Source organism: Methylobacterium sp. J-048, from assembly GCF_022829515.1.
Lineage (GTDB): Bacteria > Pseudomonadota > Alphaproteobacteria > Rhizobiales > Beijerinckiaceae > Methylobacterium.
This window is the reverse complement of the sequence record NZ_JAKSYL010000146.1, coordinates 117,549-133,865: the sequence shown is the minus strand read 5'-3', so window position 1 is coordinate 133,865 and position 16,317 is coordinate 117,549. Positions and strand designations below refer to the sequence as shown.

The following is a 16,317-nucleotide window of genomic DNA, read 5'->3' as shown; positions in this document are numbered from 1 at the left end:
GCTCTCGCGCGCGAGCTCCGCGCGGGCGGCGGGCGTCCACATCAAGGTTCCTGGGTGAGCGTCAGACACTCTCCCAACGCCCGCCATGCTCGCCGCTCACCCAACCGATAAACTGTTTAGCCCGTTATGAAACGGGGTCTAAGAACGCCGATGCGTTCGCCCATGCGCTCGAAGTCGGCGAAGACCGTATCCCGGCCGATCTCGCGGTCTATGTCTTCGAGACAGCTGTACGCGCCGTGGTCCATGATCCACCGCGCCCGCGCCAGGGCGTCTTTAACCGACGTTGCTCGGCTGCTGAGCGCGTGTTTCAGCACCAGCCCGCGCCGTAGCATGACCGCGTCGCCCACGCGGTACTTGTCCCAGCAGACACGCCGCCTCTCCTCTAGCGCGTCCCACGCCTGAACTTCGCGCACCGCCGCTGCAACGTTCCCCGGCCACGGCAGGGCATCCTTGATCGCCTTCAAGGCTTTTCGTCCGATCATATGCGGATCGGCGCCGCGGCCCATGATATCGAACGGCGCCGTCGCCTCCCGCAACAGGCGTTCGTTCGCCGTCTCCTCGAAACGGTGGCGCGCAGCTTCGGCGTCCCTGGCACGCTTGTCGGCCTGCCACTTGGCCCATTTCCCCCTGAAATCCGTTGTGCCGTCAAATGTTGACGCGCCGTCCGCCATTCGGGCCGCAGCCTCGAAAGAGAGCCCGGCCGCTCGCGCCATCTGCTCAGCCATGCGCCTTGCCGTGTCGCGCTCCGGGTCGCCCCCGCCGCCGTGCAGCGTACTGCGGGCACGGGCGAGAACTTTCCTGAAGCGGTCAATGTCGAGTTGTGCGGTTGCGGTGTCCATTTTTGACAGGTGGTCCGGTTTGGCGCTGGCGACAAGTACCCGCGACTAATAACAATCGATCCGATCCAATTTAGATTCATCGAAACTCAATACACCCACTGTGTCATCTTGACTCGAATGTCGACTCACCTCAACCTGATGAACATGAACCTGCACAACAACCTTCCCGACCATGCCGACGACCTCCTGACCGACCTGTTGGCGGAAGCGCTGGACGGCTCCGACCCGATCCGGGTGCGCTACCTGATCGAAATGATCGGCCAGAACCTGGACTCCCGATACGAGTTGCCGGGAGTACCCGACGTGTTGCCGAAGTCCTGATTTTTCGTTCGATTTATTTTGAGCCTCTGAGACCCTGTTTTGCAGCCTTATGGGGTCTCGACTTGCTGTAGAAGTAGCGACCTTATCCGTACATCCAGGCATCGGGGTTGACATTACTGCCAATTCGTGGTATAAGCACGCTACAGTCGATACTCTTCGTCCTGCCGCACCTGCCATCGCAAGATGACGGATTTTTCGGCGTATTAAACCCAGGTATTACCCGCCATGCTCCCGATGAACATCCGGCTCCCCGCCGCGATGATTGAGGCGTTGCGCGCCCAGGCCAAGGATCACAACCTTCCCCTCGCCGCGCACGTTCGATCACAGCTCGCCGCCACCTTAGTCAAGCCGCACAACGTTCTGCGGGGTCCCGCCCGATGACCTCCCGCATGCGCGTTCATCCGCAGGCCCGGCCCGTCGAAGTCCGGTTGCTGATCCCGGCCGAGCAATACGAAGACCTGAAGGCGATCAGCAAAGTCAAAGGACTGGCGGCCTCACAGCTCACCCGCTCGATCATCCTCGAATATCTCAACCGACTTTACGTCCAATCCGCTACCAAGGACTCCACCCCGTGACCGCCCTCGAAACACTCGCCCGCAAGTTGCTCCGGGCCGAGCTTGCCGCCCGCGGTGCCCGAGACCTCGACGCCGCCGAAGCCGCCATCGCCCCGCGTCTGCGGTTCGATCCCGACACCCTTGAACATATCGCGGTGGACGTGATCAGCGCCAAGGCCGGTCACCCGAACGCGGACCTCGACGAATTCCTGGCCGTCACGATGAAGTCGAACCCTGAGTTGTTCGGCGGTCAGTCCGTCGCTCCTGGCAGGGTAGGCCAACCACCCGCTCACAATCCCTTTCTCCCTGGTCCGCGCCAGTCTCTGACAGAGGGCATGCGGATCTTCGCCGCTGACGAAAACCTAGGCCGTGAGCTGATGCGCGACGCGGGCTTCAAGATGGATCTCGACCGATGACACAATTTGCCCCCGGCATGCAGCGTGGCTGGAAAGAGCGCCGCACCAAGGCCGACCGGAACGATTATGACGCTGACGCCCGCGCCGAAGCCCGAGCGATCCGCGCCGCGTATTACGCCGAGCTGGCCGCTGCCGACCGTGCCGCCGTCGCTGCGCAGGAAGCCGCCCTGGTCGCCGCTCGCTGTGAGTGCCCGGTCTGTCGGGATGGTCTTGTAACCCTCGATATGGCTGAACGCGTCGTCCGCGCTTTGGCGAAGCTGCCGGCCGGCTCGCCCGTTGACCAGGATGTACTTCAGGCGCTTCAGGCCGCCATTATCACACACGCCGCCCCGGCCGCCGATCCCGTTGCCGACACGCGCGCTGTGATCACCCCGAAGTCTGAGCCCGTCATCCTGCAGAAGCCCCGCAGGAAGCCCACCGCCGCCGAGATTTATGCGGCCGGGGACGATGGCGTTGCGGAACTGGACGATTAGTCATGCCTTCAGGCGCTTATACTCCAGTCTTCGAGGTGAGAAAGGGCGGCGAGAACATCACCGCGAATTTTCAGAACCGCGCCGTCAGCATTGACGTGGAACTGTGTTCTGGTGACGGCGCCCAGGATACTTGCACGATCGTTGTGGACGACCGTGATTGGCTGATCTCACGCCCCAACGTCGGCGATGCGATCCAAGTTTTGCTCGGCTACCAAGAGGTAGGCACTGCATTTATGGGAACCTTTGAGGTGGACGAGGTTGTATTCTCGTATCCCCCGAAGCAAATCTTGATCCATGGCAATAGTCTCGGCTTCGTCGGTCCGATCAAATCTCAGACCACCCGTAATTTTGAGGGCAAGACGCTCGGCGAGATTATCAAAGACTATGCCGGCAAACTTGGCCTGAGCGCCACCGTGGACTCCGAACTGTCGGGGCTGAAGATCCCGTACCTCAACGCCACCAACTCGCCGATGCATGTGTTTCAGGAATTCGAGAAACTGTACGGCGGGGTTCTGAAAATCTCTGGCGGTCAGCTCACGTTCGGCAAGCGCGACTCAGGGATGACAGCCTCGGGCGAGGAAATGCCCCTCGTTGTCCTGCGGCCTGAGCACATCGCCAACTGCCGGGTCAAGCACGTGAACCGTGGCGAATATTCCAAGACGGTGGCGCGCTACAAGGACCCGACAACCCACACGGAAAAGAGCGTCGAGGCGCAGTCCTCTGTGTCCGATAAGATCGTCCGCGACGAGAACGGTAAGGAGCAATCGACTCCGTTCACGATCACCCAGCTCTTCCCGACCAAAGAGGCCGCCGAGAAGGCCGCCCAGGCGCAGCAGGCCGCCATGGACCGCACGCTCGGCGAAGGCTTGTTCACACTAGCCCGGGGCGACCCGTGGGTCCGAGACGGCAACCGCATCCTGGTCACGGGGACACGCGACGGCATCGACGGATCATACGTTACCGATATCGTCCGGCACTCGTTCTCCCACGACACCGGTCTGACCACCAGTATCAGCACGAAGGCGCCGGGCCAGGGTGAGGCTAATTTCGCAAGCCTGTATGAGGGCAACCCATCCGCCGCGCTTGCTCCGGCGCCGGGTCAGGTGGTCGGTGACGTACTCCCGCAGTCGGTAGACCACGGCAACGCCAACCCTGCGGCTCCCGCGCCATGACCATCCTCAACGCGTCGCTTACGTGCCAGAGCTGGTGATGGTCGGGCTGATCTTCGGATTGCATTTCGCGCCGTGAGCCTGTCGGGGGCCGCCGATCCATCCCTGATGCCTCTGGAAGGGATAGAGCGAAACACACCCTTCCAACCATACCGAGGAAGCAACGGCGAGCTTCACGGGCCAACCTCGATCATGTCGATTGCCGGATAACACGGCAGACGAGCATGCGACGGGGATGGTGGCGAGATAGCGATAAATCAGCCAAAGCGCTCTCTCCCGACGTAAAAGACGATTTATTTATTTTCCACACCAAGATTTGGACAAAATAATAGCCCCAATCCGCGAGGACTGAGGCTTGGTGTCGGCTGGGTTCCTTAGAGGGGTTACCAGTCGGCACCCCTCTCTGAGCTTACATGGTCCTGCCCTGGACCTCGATCAAGCCCACCGGGCCAAGGCGGCTTCCGCTTCGACCGGATCGGCCTGCACGCGGTAGATCGTCTGCCGGGTTAATCCCGTCTCTTTCGCCACGGCAGCCACACCGGCACCCTGGCCGAGCATGCCAGAGATCACCGTGAGCTGGTCGCGCGTGTAGCTGGGCTTTCTGCCGCGATAGGCGGTCTGCTCAGCCTGCGCTCTGGCATGGTCGATCCCGGCTCGCTGGGCTTCCCGAGTCGCCTCCAACTCAGCTTCACCGGCCGCCGCCATGAAGGCGATCAGTGCATCCCGGATCGCCCGCTGCATCGGATCCTTCGTGGCGCCGTCGAACGTCATGTTCGAGATGATGGTTCGCACGATGACCCCGCGCTGCATGAGTTCCCGCATGACGCCGGTCACATCCTCATAGGACCGCCCCAAGCGATTGATCCAGCGCACGACCAGCACGTCCCCAGTGCGCAGCATGTCGTACAACCTGCGACCCTCGGGACGCTCGCGCAGCGGCTTGCGACCGCTCTCGCCATGGTCGGCCACGACTGCATCGAACACGAAGCCAGCGGCCTCGGCTTGGGTCTGCTGGTGCGCCAGGGTCTGCTCAGCGGTGGACACTCGGGCGTACAGGATGGTGGACATGGGCTCGATCCGTCCGTTGAGGTGGTGTACGCACATAGGCATGTACGTTGACCACATGCAACCCTAACGGACAGGGAATCCGTACACTCCCACCGAGTCCGCACAGGCATACCTCAGCGGACGAGACACAGATCCTAATTAGGACTGGTAGCCTCACAGCATGGTCGGGCTGAGCACTTCGGCAAGCAACCTCCATGTACATGGTGTTCGTTCGGTGTTCGCCCACGGCCACGGCCAGAGCAGGCTCAGCGCGTCGACAAGTAACGCGCCAGAATAATCGACCCCCCCCATCTTTTTTGTGAGAGATAGGGGGTGGAGTGTGCTGACACCAATATACTGCATATAAAATTCCGTTTCAATTTACTCTCCAACACCGCCATCGAAAATAAACTTTGGTCGGTTTTGAAATCGATCTAGCAGGTATCAAGTTTTTTGTTCGGATTTACCGGACCTCACCAACAAATCCCGAAACAACAGCACCGCATGACGCGCCGATACCGAGGGCGAATGCCGCCGCGTGCCAAAGCCACAAGATGAAGCAATGACTGACCGCATGAATTTGGAGGTTGGCGTTGACGTCAACGTCACCGACCTGGAGCAGGCCAAAGCGCTACGCCGCGAGTTCGAACTGCTGGGAGCCGAAATTCTGAAGATCGGCCGCGAGATCAAAGCCTTCGCCAATCCGTTCACCGCCATTGGTCGGGCCAAGGGGCAGCTCAGCGCCGACGATATCGATTCCGGCCGGACCGGAGTCGATCTGGAACGCCAGCGCTTCGCCGACCTGAAGCGAAGGTTCGCGTTTGAGCGTCGTATGTCTTCCCAAAAGCGCTCCGAGGAGTCCGCCGCTTCCGCCGCCGTGCGGGAGGAGCAGCGCGAGACAGAGCGCGCCCTGAAAGAACAGTTGGCGTTCTCGGCCCGCATCGCCCGCCAGCGCTCCCAGGCCGAGGCCGAGGCCGAACGCGAGACCCGGCGCGAGATCGCAGCGACCGCCCGCATGCGCGATCGATACAACAGGGAAGCCCAGGCCGAGGCCAAAGCCCTTACGCGCGCCCAACACCAAGCCGCTGCCGGTGTAGCTCGCGGTGCAGGACAGGTTCGTGCCGGCGCTGGGCATGCCGTGACCATGGGTGGCGCCGCTGCCGGTGTTGTTGGCTACGGCGCCAAGCGCGGGATCGACAGCCTCACCCGCTCCGGTATCTCGATCGACAGCGCCATCAATAAAAACATTCGCTTGGGCGGGATAAATCCTAAGGACGCTGATCAAGACGGCGCTTCGTTGCGCCAACGTGTCATGCCGATTGCCCGGTCCCTCGGCGTGAAAACCAGCGAGTATCTTGCAGCCCGTGCCGAGGCTATCCAGGCCGGCGTTGAAAACGAGCTGGTAGACGTTGTTACCGAATTCGGGTCGAAGTACGCCCGGCTCAACGATATGGCGCCCTCCGAAGTCATGGAGTCGAGCGGCTACGGGATCACCGCCCTAAGCGCCTTCGGCAAGGTGACTGCCGACAAGGTCAAAGAGCTTTTCAACATCCAGCAACATCTTGCGGCGACGACGGCGGCATCCCGCCAGGGCCTCAACGCTTTCGTCCGCAGGGGCCTCTCTGCAGGCGCGGCGGCCGGGTTCTCTGTTGAGGACATTTTGGCATACGGCGGGGCGGCTACGTCATCGGGTGCGGAAGGCGAGTCCGCCGCTCGGGCTCTGAGTTCCACGACGGAGCGCCTTGCATCGCTCCCGACCCGCGCGGTGGATATCCGCCGAAAGAAGCACAAGACGCAAAAGGACCAAAACTTCCTGTCGCTGCCGAAGAAGCTTGGGTTCAGAAGCTGGGCTGAGATCAAGGCGGCGTTCTCCGCCAACGCTGCCGACACGATGGAGCGCTTGTACGAAGGTCTCGCTCAGGTTCACGACCCGCGCGAGAGGCTGGAGCTGTCTGAGGAGGTGTGGGGCAAAGAGTTCGGATCGATGCACGCGGCGATGGCCGTGGGGCACCGGTTCCGCGACATGCGCAAGAGCGTCCGATCGAAGGATGCGGGCAAGGCCATCGACTCCGGTATGGCGGTCCGCTCCGGCTCGTTCGATTTCATCGTGGATCAGATCACCGCCACCGTCACCGACCTCAAGGATGGGCTCGGCTTGGTCCTGAAGCCGTTCTGGGCGGATCTGCGGGACTACGCGCTCAAGACCCCGACCGCGTTCAAGAGCTTTGACGACGCCTTCAAGATGGGCCTTCGGGGCCTGATGCAGGGCTTGGGTTCGCGCGACGGAACCATGGCCGGGCTGCTCCGGCAGATGTTCGGCGATCCTGGCTCGTTCAAGCTAAACGCCATCGGGATCGGCGAATTCATGCGCGGTTTCGGCCAGGGCCTACGCGACGTAGGCAACGCCGTCGTCTCGTTCGTGAAGATGTTCGCCGGACAGAACGCCTCCCCCGCCGAGCTGGGCCGGTGGACCTCCCGCATCCTCGGGTTCTCGGCCGCCCTCCTAGTTGCGGCACCCGCAGTCACCGTCCTGGCCGGGCTGACCACGGCGGTGGCCGGGTTCGCTACCGTGATGCTTTCGACGTGGAAGCTGATGCAGGCCGCCGGGATCGTCGGTGCCGCCGCCGGAGCGCCCAAGTTGCCGACCGCCCCCGGTGCTGTGGCCGCTGAAGGATGGCTGGCACGGTTCGGACGACTTCTCGGGATCGGCGCATTCACCCCGACCGCCGGCCTCTCAAAACCCGACCAAGACAAACTGACTGGCCGCCTCGGTGCCTACGCGCTGAAGCTGGAGAAGCACAAGCAGGCGACGACCGGTGGTTGGGTCGATCCCCCGACCAAGGCAAAGCCCGCGGAGCAGAGCGCGGCCGACAAGGTAGCGGCCGAGCAGAAGCGCCAGACTGAAATCTTACAGGAGCAACTTCGCCTCCAACAGGAAGCCCTCCAGCTCGACAAGGCGAAGCAGCTCGGCGACGCCGCTAAGAAAACGGCCGGCGGGGCGATCACCGACTCGATCCACGACACGGCACGGTCGGCGGCGGCGTCCGTCATGTCTGGCGCGGTCGGCAACGGCGGTGGCGGATCATCGGGCGGTCCGCTTGGCGATACCGGGATGCGCCGCAATGGAATCATTGGCGGTGGCGGTTCGGCCTCAAGCAACCCTGCCAACTCTGCGGCATCCGCTCAGATGCTCGACGCGATTGCGGGCACCGAGAGCGGCCGGGCCGGATACGACGCCGTGCTCGGAAACGGGAAGTACGGCACGCCCTCCAAGCCGGTCTCCGCCATGTCGCTCGACGAGGCATTCGCGTTCGGCCGTCAGGTTAAGGCGCGGCACGGAACATCGTCGGCCCTCGGCCGCTACCAGATCGTCGGCCGGACGATGCGGGCGGCTCAAAAGGCGATGAACATCCCAGGGAACGCGATCTTCGACCAAGCCATGCAGGACCGCATGGCGCGGTGGATCGCACGCAATCAGGGTCTCGGTGCGTGGGAGGGGCTAAAGCACAATCCGGGTGCGATGGCCCGTGCGCGTGGTGCTATGGCTCAGGGTGGCGCTCAGGATGCCCCGGCCGGCGGCTCAACGGTTGATGGCGTCGTCGGCTCAGGTGTCGGTGGCACGTCCGGTCAGGTTCTCGCCCAAATGCAGCAACTGCGCCGTTCCGGTCAGGTTGTGAATGAGCAATGCGTGAGCCTCGCCAAGGCGGCGGTCGGCGCATCAGGGTCGGTTTTGGACTGGCGCAAGGGCGAAGGCGCAGAAGCCGGAAACCTGAAGCCGGGAACCCCTGTCGCCACCTTCCTCAACCGCAACGGATCGCAGTCGTCACGCTATGCCGGCGGCGGCACCGGGACGATGGGCGCTGGCACCGATCACGCCGGGGTGTTCCAATCCTACATCCGGGACGAGGCCGGCAAGATCATTGGCATGAACGTGGCGGAGCAGTACAAGGGCTCGCGCGGCGTGCATTCCAAGCCGTACATGTTCGGCCAGGGCTTCGGCGAGAAGAATGGTTCGAACTACCACGCGATCCTAGGGTCGGACGGTCAGCCCCTCGGCGGCGCTCGCAACCCGATGGCGCGCGCCAGAGCTGCGGCGCAGGCGGCTTCAGCTCCTCCTCCGGGTCTCGGCCAGGGTGGTGCTGGCGTCGGCGCTGGCGGGAAGCCTCAGGGTCTCGGCGAGATCGACGTGACCCCTACCAGAGGTGGCGGCGGTCTCGGCCAGAACGTTCCGATCAGACAGAGTGCTGGCGCGTCAGGTGGTGGTGGCGCAGGACAGGGTGGCGGTGGTCATACCGTGACCGTGACGAACCACATCAACGGCGCCCAGGACCCCAAGGCCGTCGCCGATGAGGTGCAGCGTCATGTCCAGGATGCGATGAACCGACGAGGCCACGACTTCAATCCAGCCTGGACCTGATCAGGACACATACCTACCATGCATCCAGGGCACAGCTATGTGTTCTGGATACAACACTCTGCGCCCAGGTCATGCAACAACGGCTTAACGGCGTTTGTTACGCGCTCAGCGCAGGTCTCGTAAGCGTCATAGGCAAAAGCTGTGACTGGAGTCCCCGGCGACAAGCCAGGGCGATTTGCTTACAGATCGAATCTAATGTAGGCAGCCCGTTGCATTCATCGGATCGTCGATGAAGACGGAGTTCTCATTACCCTGCCAACGTACAGGGATCGTCATTAGGGTTCAAGCGAAAAAATCGCAGACCCACTACCGCCCAAAAGGGGCACCCGGTCGCCGTCTCACTGAGGAGAGCTGACGGACGACCGGGCTGAGTCGTTGTATGCTTAAGAAACTTAGCACATGCTATAACGGCGCGCAAGGCCTCTGGGATGATCCGGAGGCGAAGCGCGATATCCCGATGATTTTCCGGTGGACGGTGCCGGGATGCTTCCGCGATCACCGAGACCTGCCCTGGACCGGCAACGGCGACCGTGACCACGCCGTCGCGTCTATCCTGGCGGAAGCCATGTCCGTGGCCGGCACCGAGCAGCGTATCAGCGTTTCCCTGCGCAGGGAGTGGTACGTGAGGCGCAGCGGGATCGTCGGCCGGGGCTACACCTATCAACACGTTCGCGGCGCCCTGGAGAGCCTGCACGCTGCCGGATGGATCCATGTCCTCAAGGGCGTGGCGATGGAAGGCGGTTCGGGCATCCAGACGACGTTCTGGCCCACCCAGAAGCTTGTCGATCTCATCGGGATCGAAGTCGCCCTGGTGTACGGCTTGCGCGATCCCATCGTGATGCGCGACACGGACGGGCAGATGATGCCGGTCCCGGATACGCGCGAGCTGGAGCGCAGGCGCCGCCATATCGAACGGCTGAACGAGGCCATGCGCGGTATCGTGGTCTCACTCGACGCGCCGGACGTGGCCTGGACCCAGACCGCTCCGATGATGATCGACGGCCGGGCCTACGATCCGCGCCGCAATCAGGCGCACGCGGTATACAACGCCTCCACGAAGGCCGGCGGTCGCCTGTACGGGATGCCGTACCAGACGCTCAGCAACCGCACGATGAAGCGCCGGGGGCAGCTCAGGATCGACGGCGCCCCCGTGGACGAGCCCGATATCTCCGGCTGCCATCCTCGCATGCTCTACCACCTGAGCGGCCTGGACTTCGACGGCGACCTGTACGCGGTCTCGCACCCGACTTTTGGCCGGGATGAGGCGAAACTTGCGACCCAAATCCTGATCAATGCCAGCGGCGAGCAGTCGGCCCTGCTCGCGTTCTGCTACCGGCTCGCCTCCCAGGCGGCCAAGGCGCAGATCGACGCCGGAGGGCCGCGCATGACACAGGCCGAGGTGGATGCCATCGCCAAGGGCCACAGGATCGGCGCCAAGGCCCTGTTCGAGGCCCTGAAGGCGAAGCACGCCCCCATCGGCGACACCCTGTTCACGGGAGCTGGTATCCGTCTCCAGTACGAGGAGTCGATGGTCATGACGGCCGCCGCAGCGGCTTGCCTGAACCGCGGCGTGGTCAGCCTGCCGATGCACGACTCGGCGATCACCAAGGCCGGGTCTGACGCCTCCCTGATGCGCGGTGCGATGCATGACGCCTACCTCCAGCGGGTCGGCAAAGCCCCCCTGATCGGAGGCCACTGAGGATCGGATGAGGCGTCGAAAACGGCCGGAAAACGGGTCCGGTCCGCGGCGACTCATGTCGTTGTTTCCATTGATTATTTTTCCGGTTTAGTTCCACAGGTACTAGGGAGCCTCCCTGTCTCTTCCTCCCCCAATCCCTTTCTTCCGGACCTCGGACTTAGCCTTTGCTATACCTCAAGGCCTAACTTCTAGGTGTCCTGGCCTCATGGCCGTCGCCTCGATCAGCTCGTGGCCCTCACCTCGGCTCAGTCTCACCTCTGGTCGGGATCGGCTCTGACCTCGATCACGGACTGACCGTGTCCAGCAGGGCTCCGAGACCGGCGAAATAGACAGATTTACGATATATATCAGTGACATAGTGGTATAATGGCCCCTGCAGATCTAGGGGATATGCCTCATGCCCGACGCCGACGACGTTTCGTCCACCTCACCGACCGGTCGTGATCTCGACCGAGCCCGCCGTGCTGCTCGTGCCAGGGATCGCCGCGCTGCCAAGGGCGCCACGCCCCGGTCGCAGTCGAAGGCCGCACTGGTCCGGCTGCTCGATCTCAACCCCAACACCGTGAAGTCCTGGCACCGCCGAAATCAGCTCCGGGCCGAACGGGACCGCGGGCTGCACCCCTTTCCGTACCCGGCTGGTGCTGATGACGGTGCACCCCAACGCGTACCCGATCCGCCGATCATCGAGGCGCATCCCAACGCGTACCACTCTGGCGATGATGCGGGTGCACCCGATTACGTGCCCTCTCATGAGGTAGCGGACCTACTGCACCGGGTTTCGTACCTGCCTGGCGGTGCCGCGCCCGCCTTCCAATCCGTCTTGGAAGGGCTGTTGCTCAACGCCTCTGCCACTCGTGCCGATTGGTCCGAGTGCGATCCTGACTTGCGGGCGCTGCTCGCTGCCGAATGACCCCGAACACGAGGAACATCACCATGACGACCGCACCCCTGCCCCGGCGCAAATACGAGACGCGCCGACGCGATTTTCAAAGCCGACTCGATCCGAAGCACACGCTCGTGGATCGCACGCAATGGCTCAAGCCTCCGCCGGCTGGCCCTCGGCCGATCACCATGCCGAAGCTGCCGGACCGCGGAATCACCGACGCGACGCTCGACCTCGATCCCAGCGATACAGCCGCCCAGGCTCAGGCAGAAGCGTTCCTCGCCGCTGTGGTCGGGAAATGGCTCCGGGACGACGCTAAGGCCCGACAGGCTGCCCGGCTGGCCGCCTGATGCCGCACGACGCCCATGTTGTGGATTGGCAGATACTGCGGTTGCTGACCCGGCTCACCCGGTCACTATCCGACAATCTGACAGTGCCCCACCAAGCCCCAAATTCGGCCCAGGACGGCGATCGGTCATTTCCAGCACCGGACAATGGCCGAGGACAAGAACACCGCCAGCGGCCCGCATTTCGCAGCGCAGGACCAGTATGGGAATATCCCACACTGAGAACTGCCGCACCGACCGCCCCCATCCATCCATCTGGTCGGGATACACCGATCACAACCCCTGAAAACGAACCATGCCCTGCTCGATCCCTTTCGTTGACGCCGCCCGCCGCCAGATCGGCGTGAGCCTAACCGTCGAGACCTTGAACAGAATCGACGCTCAGCGGCTCCTCGAAGGCATACCGTCCAGGTCCAGCATGATCGCCGAACTGGTGGAACTCGGGTTGCAGCTCCGCGAGAATCCCGTGGAGGTTGCCAAGGCGCTCGTTGACGCTCTGGAGGCGAGCTTGGCCGACGATGCTGTGCCAGCCATCGATCCAGCTGTAGTGCCCCTGCGGGATGCCGTGTTCGCTCAAGGGAAGTAGCCCGACCGGCTATTTTCATTTTCTTAGTGCTCTGGCCACCAGATGAAGAGTTGCCCCTAGTCCAAGGGCCGTTATCGTGATGGTTATGACTTGTAATGCCGATATTTTCGGATCTGGTGCAAAATGACACGCGAGTAAAGATCCGCAACTTCCAGCAGACACCACTCCTGAAGCGATAGTATTTAGCCAAGCCGCAGACAGTCGCGCCCTTTCATAACTTGGAATTTGCTTTTCATAGATCTTAGATGTAATTGATTTATAATTTGTCGATACCCTAGCTAATAGTGATGGCCTATTGCCCATCCTTCTTGAAGCGAAAGCAAAACCAACCGCCGCGACAAGCTTTCCGAGATCGCCCGGTGTTTCTTCGATATGACTGCGCCATTCCTCAGAAAACCTGTCCCGCAATTCCTCTGGAAGTAGGCTGACCGCTCGATCAATAAGCCAATTCGTTATCCATGGTCGCCAAGCCTTAAACTCGTCAGAGCAGAGTCGGCTCAGGGTGGCGACAGCTATTGCGCCGAGCGCTGCTAGAATCCAGCCAATCACGCCCATCGGAAGCCTCCAACGGTGGACTGGATCTCGGCGAACGCAGCGTGTGATTTGCGAACGCCATCTGCTGTCAGTCGATAATACCTTCGTCTCGGTCGCTGGAGAACGTGCGGGTCATCATTCTCCCATCGTGAGCTAAGCCAACCTGCGGCCTCAAGGCGGATCAACATCGGGTAGAGCGTACCAGACGCCAGCTTGGATGTTGCACCGAGCTGAGCGCCCGATAGCTCGCAAGTCGATGATGACAGGAAGGCACCCAGAACCTTCAGCGTTTGCGCGGATAAACGGGGTTCTGATGCCATGATTGTAAATCTACATAGGGGGCTGACGGTTCCACGAGCTGGCTGCCAATTGCGACCCTGCCCCACGGAATGCGGGGCGAATCTCGCGAATAGCCAGCTAAATAATGTCATCACGGTTGCTAGCGAATGGATCGTCCTTCGAATCAGACGTCAAAAGAATTCGATAGCATCGGCTGCCTGCTCAAAACAATGCAAGCGCCCGGACACTCGCGGTGTCCGGGCACCGTTTAGAAGAATAATCCTTATCAATACTACCAGTACAAGGTCTTATTGATATTTCCCATCACTCCATTCATACCAATGGACTTGATAAAACCATGCCACGGAGGCGGAGCGCGGAATTTCATCTGATTGCCACTCTGCCAGACCGGCACAACAGAGCCGGCCATCCCCGCAGAGCTTGCGCGCTCCTGAAGTTCTTCAATGACACCAAGCTGCTCTTGCTCTGATTTGTAATCGAAGTTTGAGCTTAGAGGAACCAAAATCATATCCTGCCCAGATCTACGGATATGGGCTACTTTGAAACTAGGCATATTTAACCTCGTTCAACCTTACGAGGCAGCCGGGCTTGACCAAAGGCATTCGGACGCCACAATGGCGCCCGCTGCAACACAGCCTGTCCCGCACCCGGCTACCGGATTTGCAGGCAGAAACGTCCGGGCCGCTGGGTGATCAGACCTAGCGGCCCTTTTCGTTTCAGGTGGTCGGTAGTCCCCAGCTCTTGGTATCGCCATCGCTTGACGATCGCCTCTCGCTGGGATGCCGAATCTGATCACAGTCTCGGAATCACGTCAACAAGTGGTGCCCGACTCCCGGGTTCCCCGCTAGATGTTGTGCCAGAAGGCAAAAGTCTGTGGATATCCCCTGCGATTCGGGTAAGTGCCGTTCCGACCTCGTGGATTTCGAGCGGAAAAATTTTCGATCCACACCCCGTCAAAAATGGACGAGGAACAAGCTAGAGCGGCGCCGCACCGTCGTCCGGCTTTTGGAGGCCCGGCACAGGGTATCGAGCAACGGCCTTGGCCATCTGCTCCGTAGAGAAATGCCGGTAGGTCCCAGCCGCAGAGCCATCGGTATGGCCCTGGATCGCGTTCACCAGGGAGTCCATGATTTCCAACTTGCCGCCCGTGGTTTTGAACCAGTGCCGGGCCGCGTGAGCCGGTGCCTTCCTCGGATCATCAAATTCTGGTAGCGCCCGAATCCAAGTCCCGAGATGATTTGATACGCCCTTGCTCGGGTGCTTTGCCTCCGCACCCCTCCGGGCCGGCTTCAGGTAGAACATGGGCCGGTTGCCGCGCTCCTGCGCAAACTGGACAAATCCTGCCTCGATCAAAGCCGGGTGTAGCGGGACCGTGCGCTCAGAACCGACATTCTTGAGCGTGCCACCATCCTCAGCCGGCCGGATCTCCAGACACCACACGCCGTCGATCTGCCGGACCTGATCGCCCCAAGCCTGTGCCAACTCGCCGATCCGGGCGCCGGTGAGTACCGCCAGCATCGGTAGCCATTGCTTGGCCGGGGCGGTTTCGCGAGATGCATGATCCAACAGCCGCGCCACGTCGTCGTCGCTGTAGGGCAACATGCGCTCGCCGGCCTTGGCTTTCACCTGTAGCCGCACGCCCGTCGCGACGTTCTCAGTAACGAGACCGTTTCTGACCGCGAAGTTCAGCAGCGCTTTCAAACCGGCAAGATGCTGATCGTTGACCGTCTTGGGCCGCACGCCCCGCTCAACCAGCGCATCCTTCCACGCGATCACGTCCGCCTTGGTCAGTTTGCCGATCTCCACGTCCTGCTTGAGGTGCGCCGTCAGCGAGCGAATCACCCCCCGCCACGTCGAGACCGTCGAGGGCGTCGGCTTCACTTCGGCCTTCCACCTGTCGAACACCCCGGAGAGCGTGACCCCGGCCGGCTTGCTGCGCTCAAACTCAGGGAAGCGATCCCGGTCCGGGTCAGGTCGGTAGTCGCCACGCGCCATCCGCTTGGCCTGATGGGCGAACTGAAGCGCCGCTCGCGCAATCTCCCTCAACAGCGCGATATGCGTCTCGGGTGCGACCTCGATCCCGTTCCGGCCCAGCACCCACAGGGCCAGCCGCCCGGCCCTCTGCTCCAGCGCTATGGTTCCCCATTCCATTGGTAGGGAGTTGATCGTCCCCGTCAGATCGTCCGTCTCGCCGAACAGCAGCTCGGCCAAAACCGAATCATCGGACCGACCGCGCTCCGGTATCGGCGGCGCACCAGGGATGCGACCTTCGATAGCCGCGCGGGTGAGTGCCTTGAACGTGATCCACTCGGCCTCGGTGCCGGGATTGTCGCTGTGCTCAGCCTCAAGCAGCTTGTGAACTTGACCGGCCAATCCCTGGATCTGGCGTTGGCTCAGCGTGACCGGCCCAGCCTTCGCAGCGGAACAAATGCGGGAGAGATGGGCCAGGACGGCGAGGCGGCGCGTATCGGCCACGTCGGCGTTGCGCGTGTGCAAGCTGCCCTTCGCAAATTCGCCCAACGTCGTCCTGAACGGCGCGGCAGGCTCACTGCCTACGGCCGGTAGCTCCAACACGATCTCGCGCCCGCGCACGCGATCTAGCACGGCACGGGGCGCCCGCACCTTGAACTGGTGAGCGGAAGAATCGGGGCGGGAAGCATGGCAAGACATCTTGAGGTGCATGTGGGTGCTGTGCCCCGGATTTGTGACCCGGTCGGCAGCGAAAAACCCAA

16 protein-coding genes are annotated in these 16,317 nt (G+C 62.1%); 10 read left to right on the top strand and 6 right to left on the bottom strand.

The features are described from left to right. Positions 1 to 116: 116 nt before the first annotated feature. Entirely contained in the window at positions 117 to 839 is a 723-nt protein-coding gene (locus MKL09_RS14425) for a hypothetical protein (protein ID WP_244021066.1), read from the bottom strand. A gap of 144 nt (positions 840 to 983) precedes the next feature. Here MKL09_RS14425 and MKL09_RS14420 point away from each other — a divergent pair, with 144 nt between their 5' ends. The 5 genes from MKL09_RS14420 to MKL09_RS14400 all read left to right on the top strand — a co-directional run bounded on the left by MKL09_RS14420 (position 984) and on the right by MKL09_RS14400 (position 3,775). After that, on the top strand, positions 984 to 1,160 hold the full coding sequence (locus tag MKL09_RS14420; RefSeq protein ID WP_244021065.1) for a hypothetical protein: 177 nt from the start codon (positions 984 to 986) through the stop codon (positions 1,158 to 1,160). Between the two features lie 377 nt (positions 1,161 to 1,537). Further along, positions 1,538 to 1,735, top strand: coding sequence for a hypothetical protein (locus MKL09_RS14415; protein ID WP_244021064.1), 198 nt, complete (start codon positions 1,538 to 1,540; stop codon positions 1,733 to 1,735). Then, entirely contained in the window at positions 1,732 to 2,130 is a 399-nt protein-coding gene (locus MKL09_RS14410) for a hypothetical protein (protein ID WP_244021063.1), read from the top strand. Before MKL09_RS14415 ends, MKL09_RS14410 begins: the two co-directional genes overlap by 4 nt. Further along, positions 2,127 to 2,603, top strand: coding sequence for a hypothetical protein (locus tag MKL09_RS14405; RefSeq protein WP_244021062.1), 477 nt, complete (start codon positions 2,127 to 2,129; stop codon positions 2,601 to 2,603). The genes MKL09_RS14410 and MKL09_RS14405 overlap by 4 nt, the downstream gene beginning before the upstream one ends. 2 nt (positions 2,604 to 2,605) lie before the next feature. Then, positions 2,606 to 3,775, top strand: a complete 1,170-nt coding sequence (locus MKL09_RS14400) for a phage late control D family protein (protein WP_244021060.1) — start codon at positions 2,606 to 2,608, stop codon at positions 3,773 to 3,775. Positions 3,776 to 4,207: 432 nt separating this feature from the next. Here MKL09_RS14400 and MKL09_RS14395 read toward each other — a convergent pair whose 3' ends face one another. Further along, positions 4,208 to 4,840 (bottom strand): recombinase family protein, encoded by a 633-nt coding sequence (locus MKL09_RS14395; protein ID WP_244021058.1) that lies wholly within the window; start codon positions 4,838 to 4,840, stop codon positions 4,208 to 4,210. 541 nt (positions 4,841 to 5,381) lie between these two features. On the opposite strand from MKL09_RS14395, the gene MKL09_RS14390 reads away from it, so the two are divergent. The 5 genes from MKL09_RS14390 to MKL09_RS14370 all read left to right on the top strand — a co-directional run bounded on the left by MKL09_RS14390 (position 5,382) and on the right by MKL09_RS14370 (position 12,751). Then, positions 5,382 to 9,236, top strand: a complete 3,855-nt coding sequence (locus MKL09_RS14390) for a phage tail tape measure protein (protein WP_244021057.1) — start codon at positions 5,382 to 5,384, stop codon at positions 9,234 to 9,236. Between the two features lie 457 nt (positions 9,237 to 9,693). Further along, positions 9,694 to 10,935 carry a hypothetical protein gene (locus tag MKL09_RS14385; protein WP_244021056.1) on the top strand — a complete coding sequence of 414 codons (1,242 nt, stop codon included), beginning with the start codon at positions 9,694 to 9,696 and terminating at the stop codon, positions 10,933 to 10,935. Positions 10,936 to 11,332: 397 nt separating this feature from the next. After that, positions 11,333 to 11,845 (top strand): hypothetical protein, encoded by a 513-nt coding sequence (locus tag MKL09_RS14380; protein WP_244021055.1) that lies wholly within the window; start codon positions 11,333 to 11,335, stop codon positions 11,843 to 11,845. Positions 11,846 to 11,868: 23 nt separating this feature from the next. After that, on the top strand, positions 11,869 to 12,168 hold the full coding sequence (locus MKL09_RS14375; protein WP_244021054.1) for a hypothetical protein: 300 nt from the start codon (positions 11,869 to 11,871) through the stop codon (positions 12,166 to 12,168). A gap of 292 nt (positions 12,169 to 12,460) precedes the next feature. Next, a complete protein-coding gene (locus MKL09_RS14370; RefSeq protein ID WP_244021052.1) occupies positions 12,461 to 12,751 on the top strand; it encodes a hypothetical protein in 291 nt (96 codons plus the stop codon). Positions 12,752 to 12,766: 15 nt separating this feature from the next. Here the strand turns inward: MKL09_RS14370 and MKL09_RS14365 are convergent, their stop codons facing one another. The 4 genes from MKL09_RS14365 to MKL09_RS14355 form a co-directional block, all read right to left on the bottom strand. Next, a complete protein-coding gene (locus MKL09_RS14365) occupies positions 12,767 to 13,306 on the bottom strand; it encodes a hypothetical protein (RefSeq protein WP_244021050.1) in 540 nt (179 codons plus the stop codon). Next, positions 13,297 to 13,605, bottom strand: a complete 309-nt coding sequence (locus MKL09_RS32355; RefSeq protein WP_409566931.1) for a PadR family transcriptional regulator — start codon at positions 13,603 to 13,605, stop codon at positions 13,297 to 13,299. Before MKL09_RS32355 ends, MKL09_RS14365 begins: the two co-directional genes overlap by 10 nt. A 251-nt stretch (positions 13,606 to 13,856) precedes the next feature. Continuing rightward, on the bottom strand, positions 13,857 to 14,138 hold the full coding sequence (locus MKL09_RS14360) for a hypothetical protein (protein WP_244021048.1): 282 nt from the start codon (positions 14,136 to 14,138) through the stop codon (positions 13,857 to 13,859). A gap of 422 nt (positions 14,139 to 14,560) precedes the next feature. Continuing rightward, positions 14,561 to 16,267, bottom strand: coding sequence for a hypothetical protein (locus MKL09_RS14355; protein WP_244021046.1), 1,707 nt, complete (start codon positions 16,265 to 16,267; stop codon positions 14,561 to 14,563). Positions 16,268 to 16,317 lie beyond the last annotated feature (50 nt).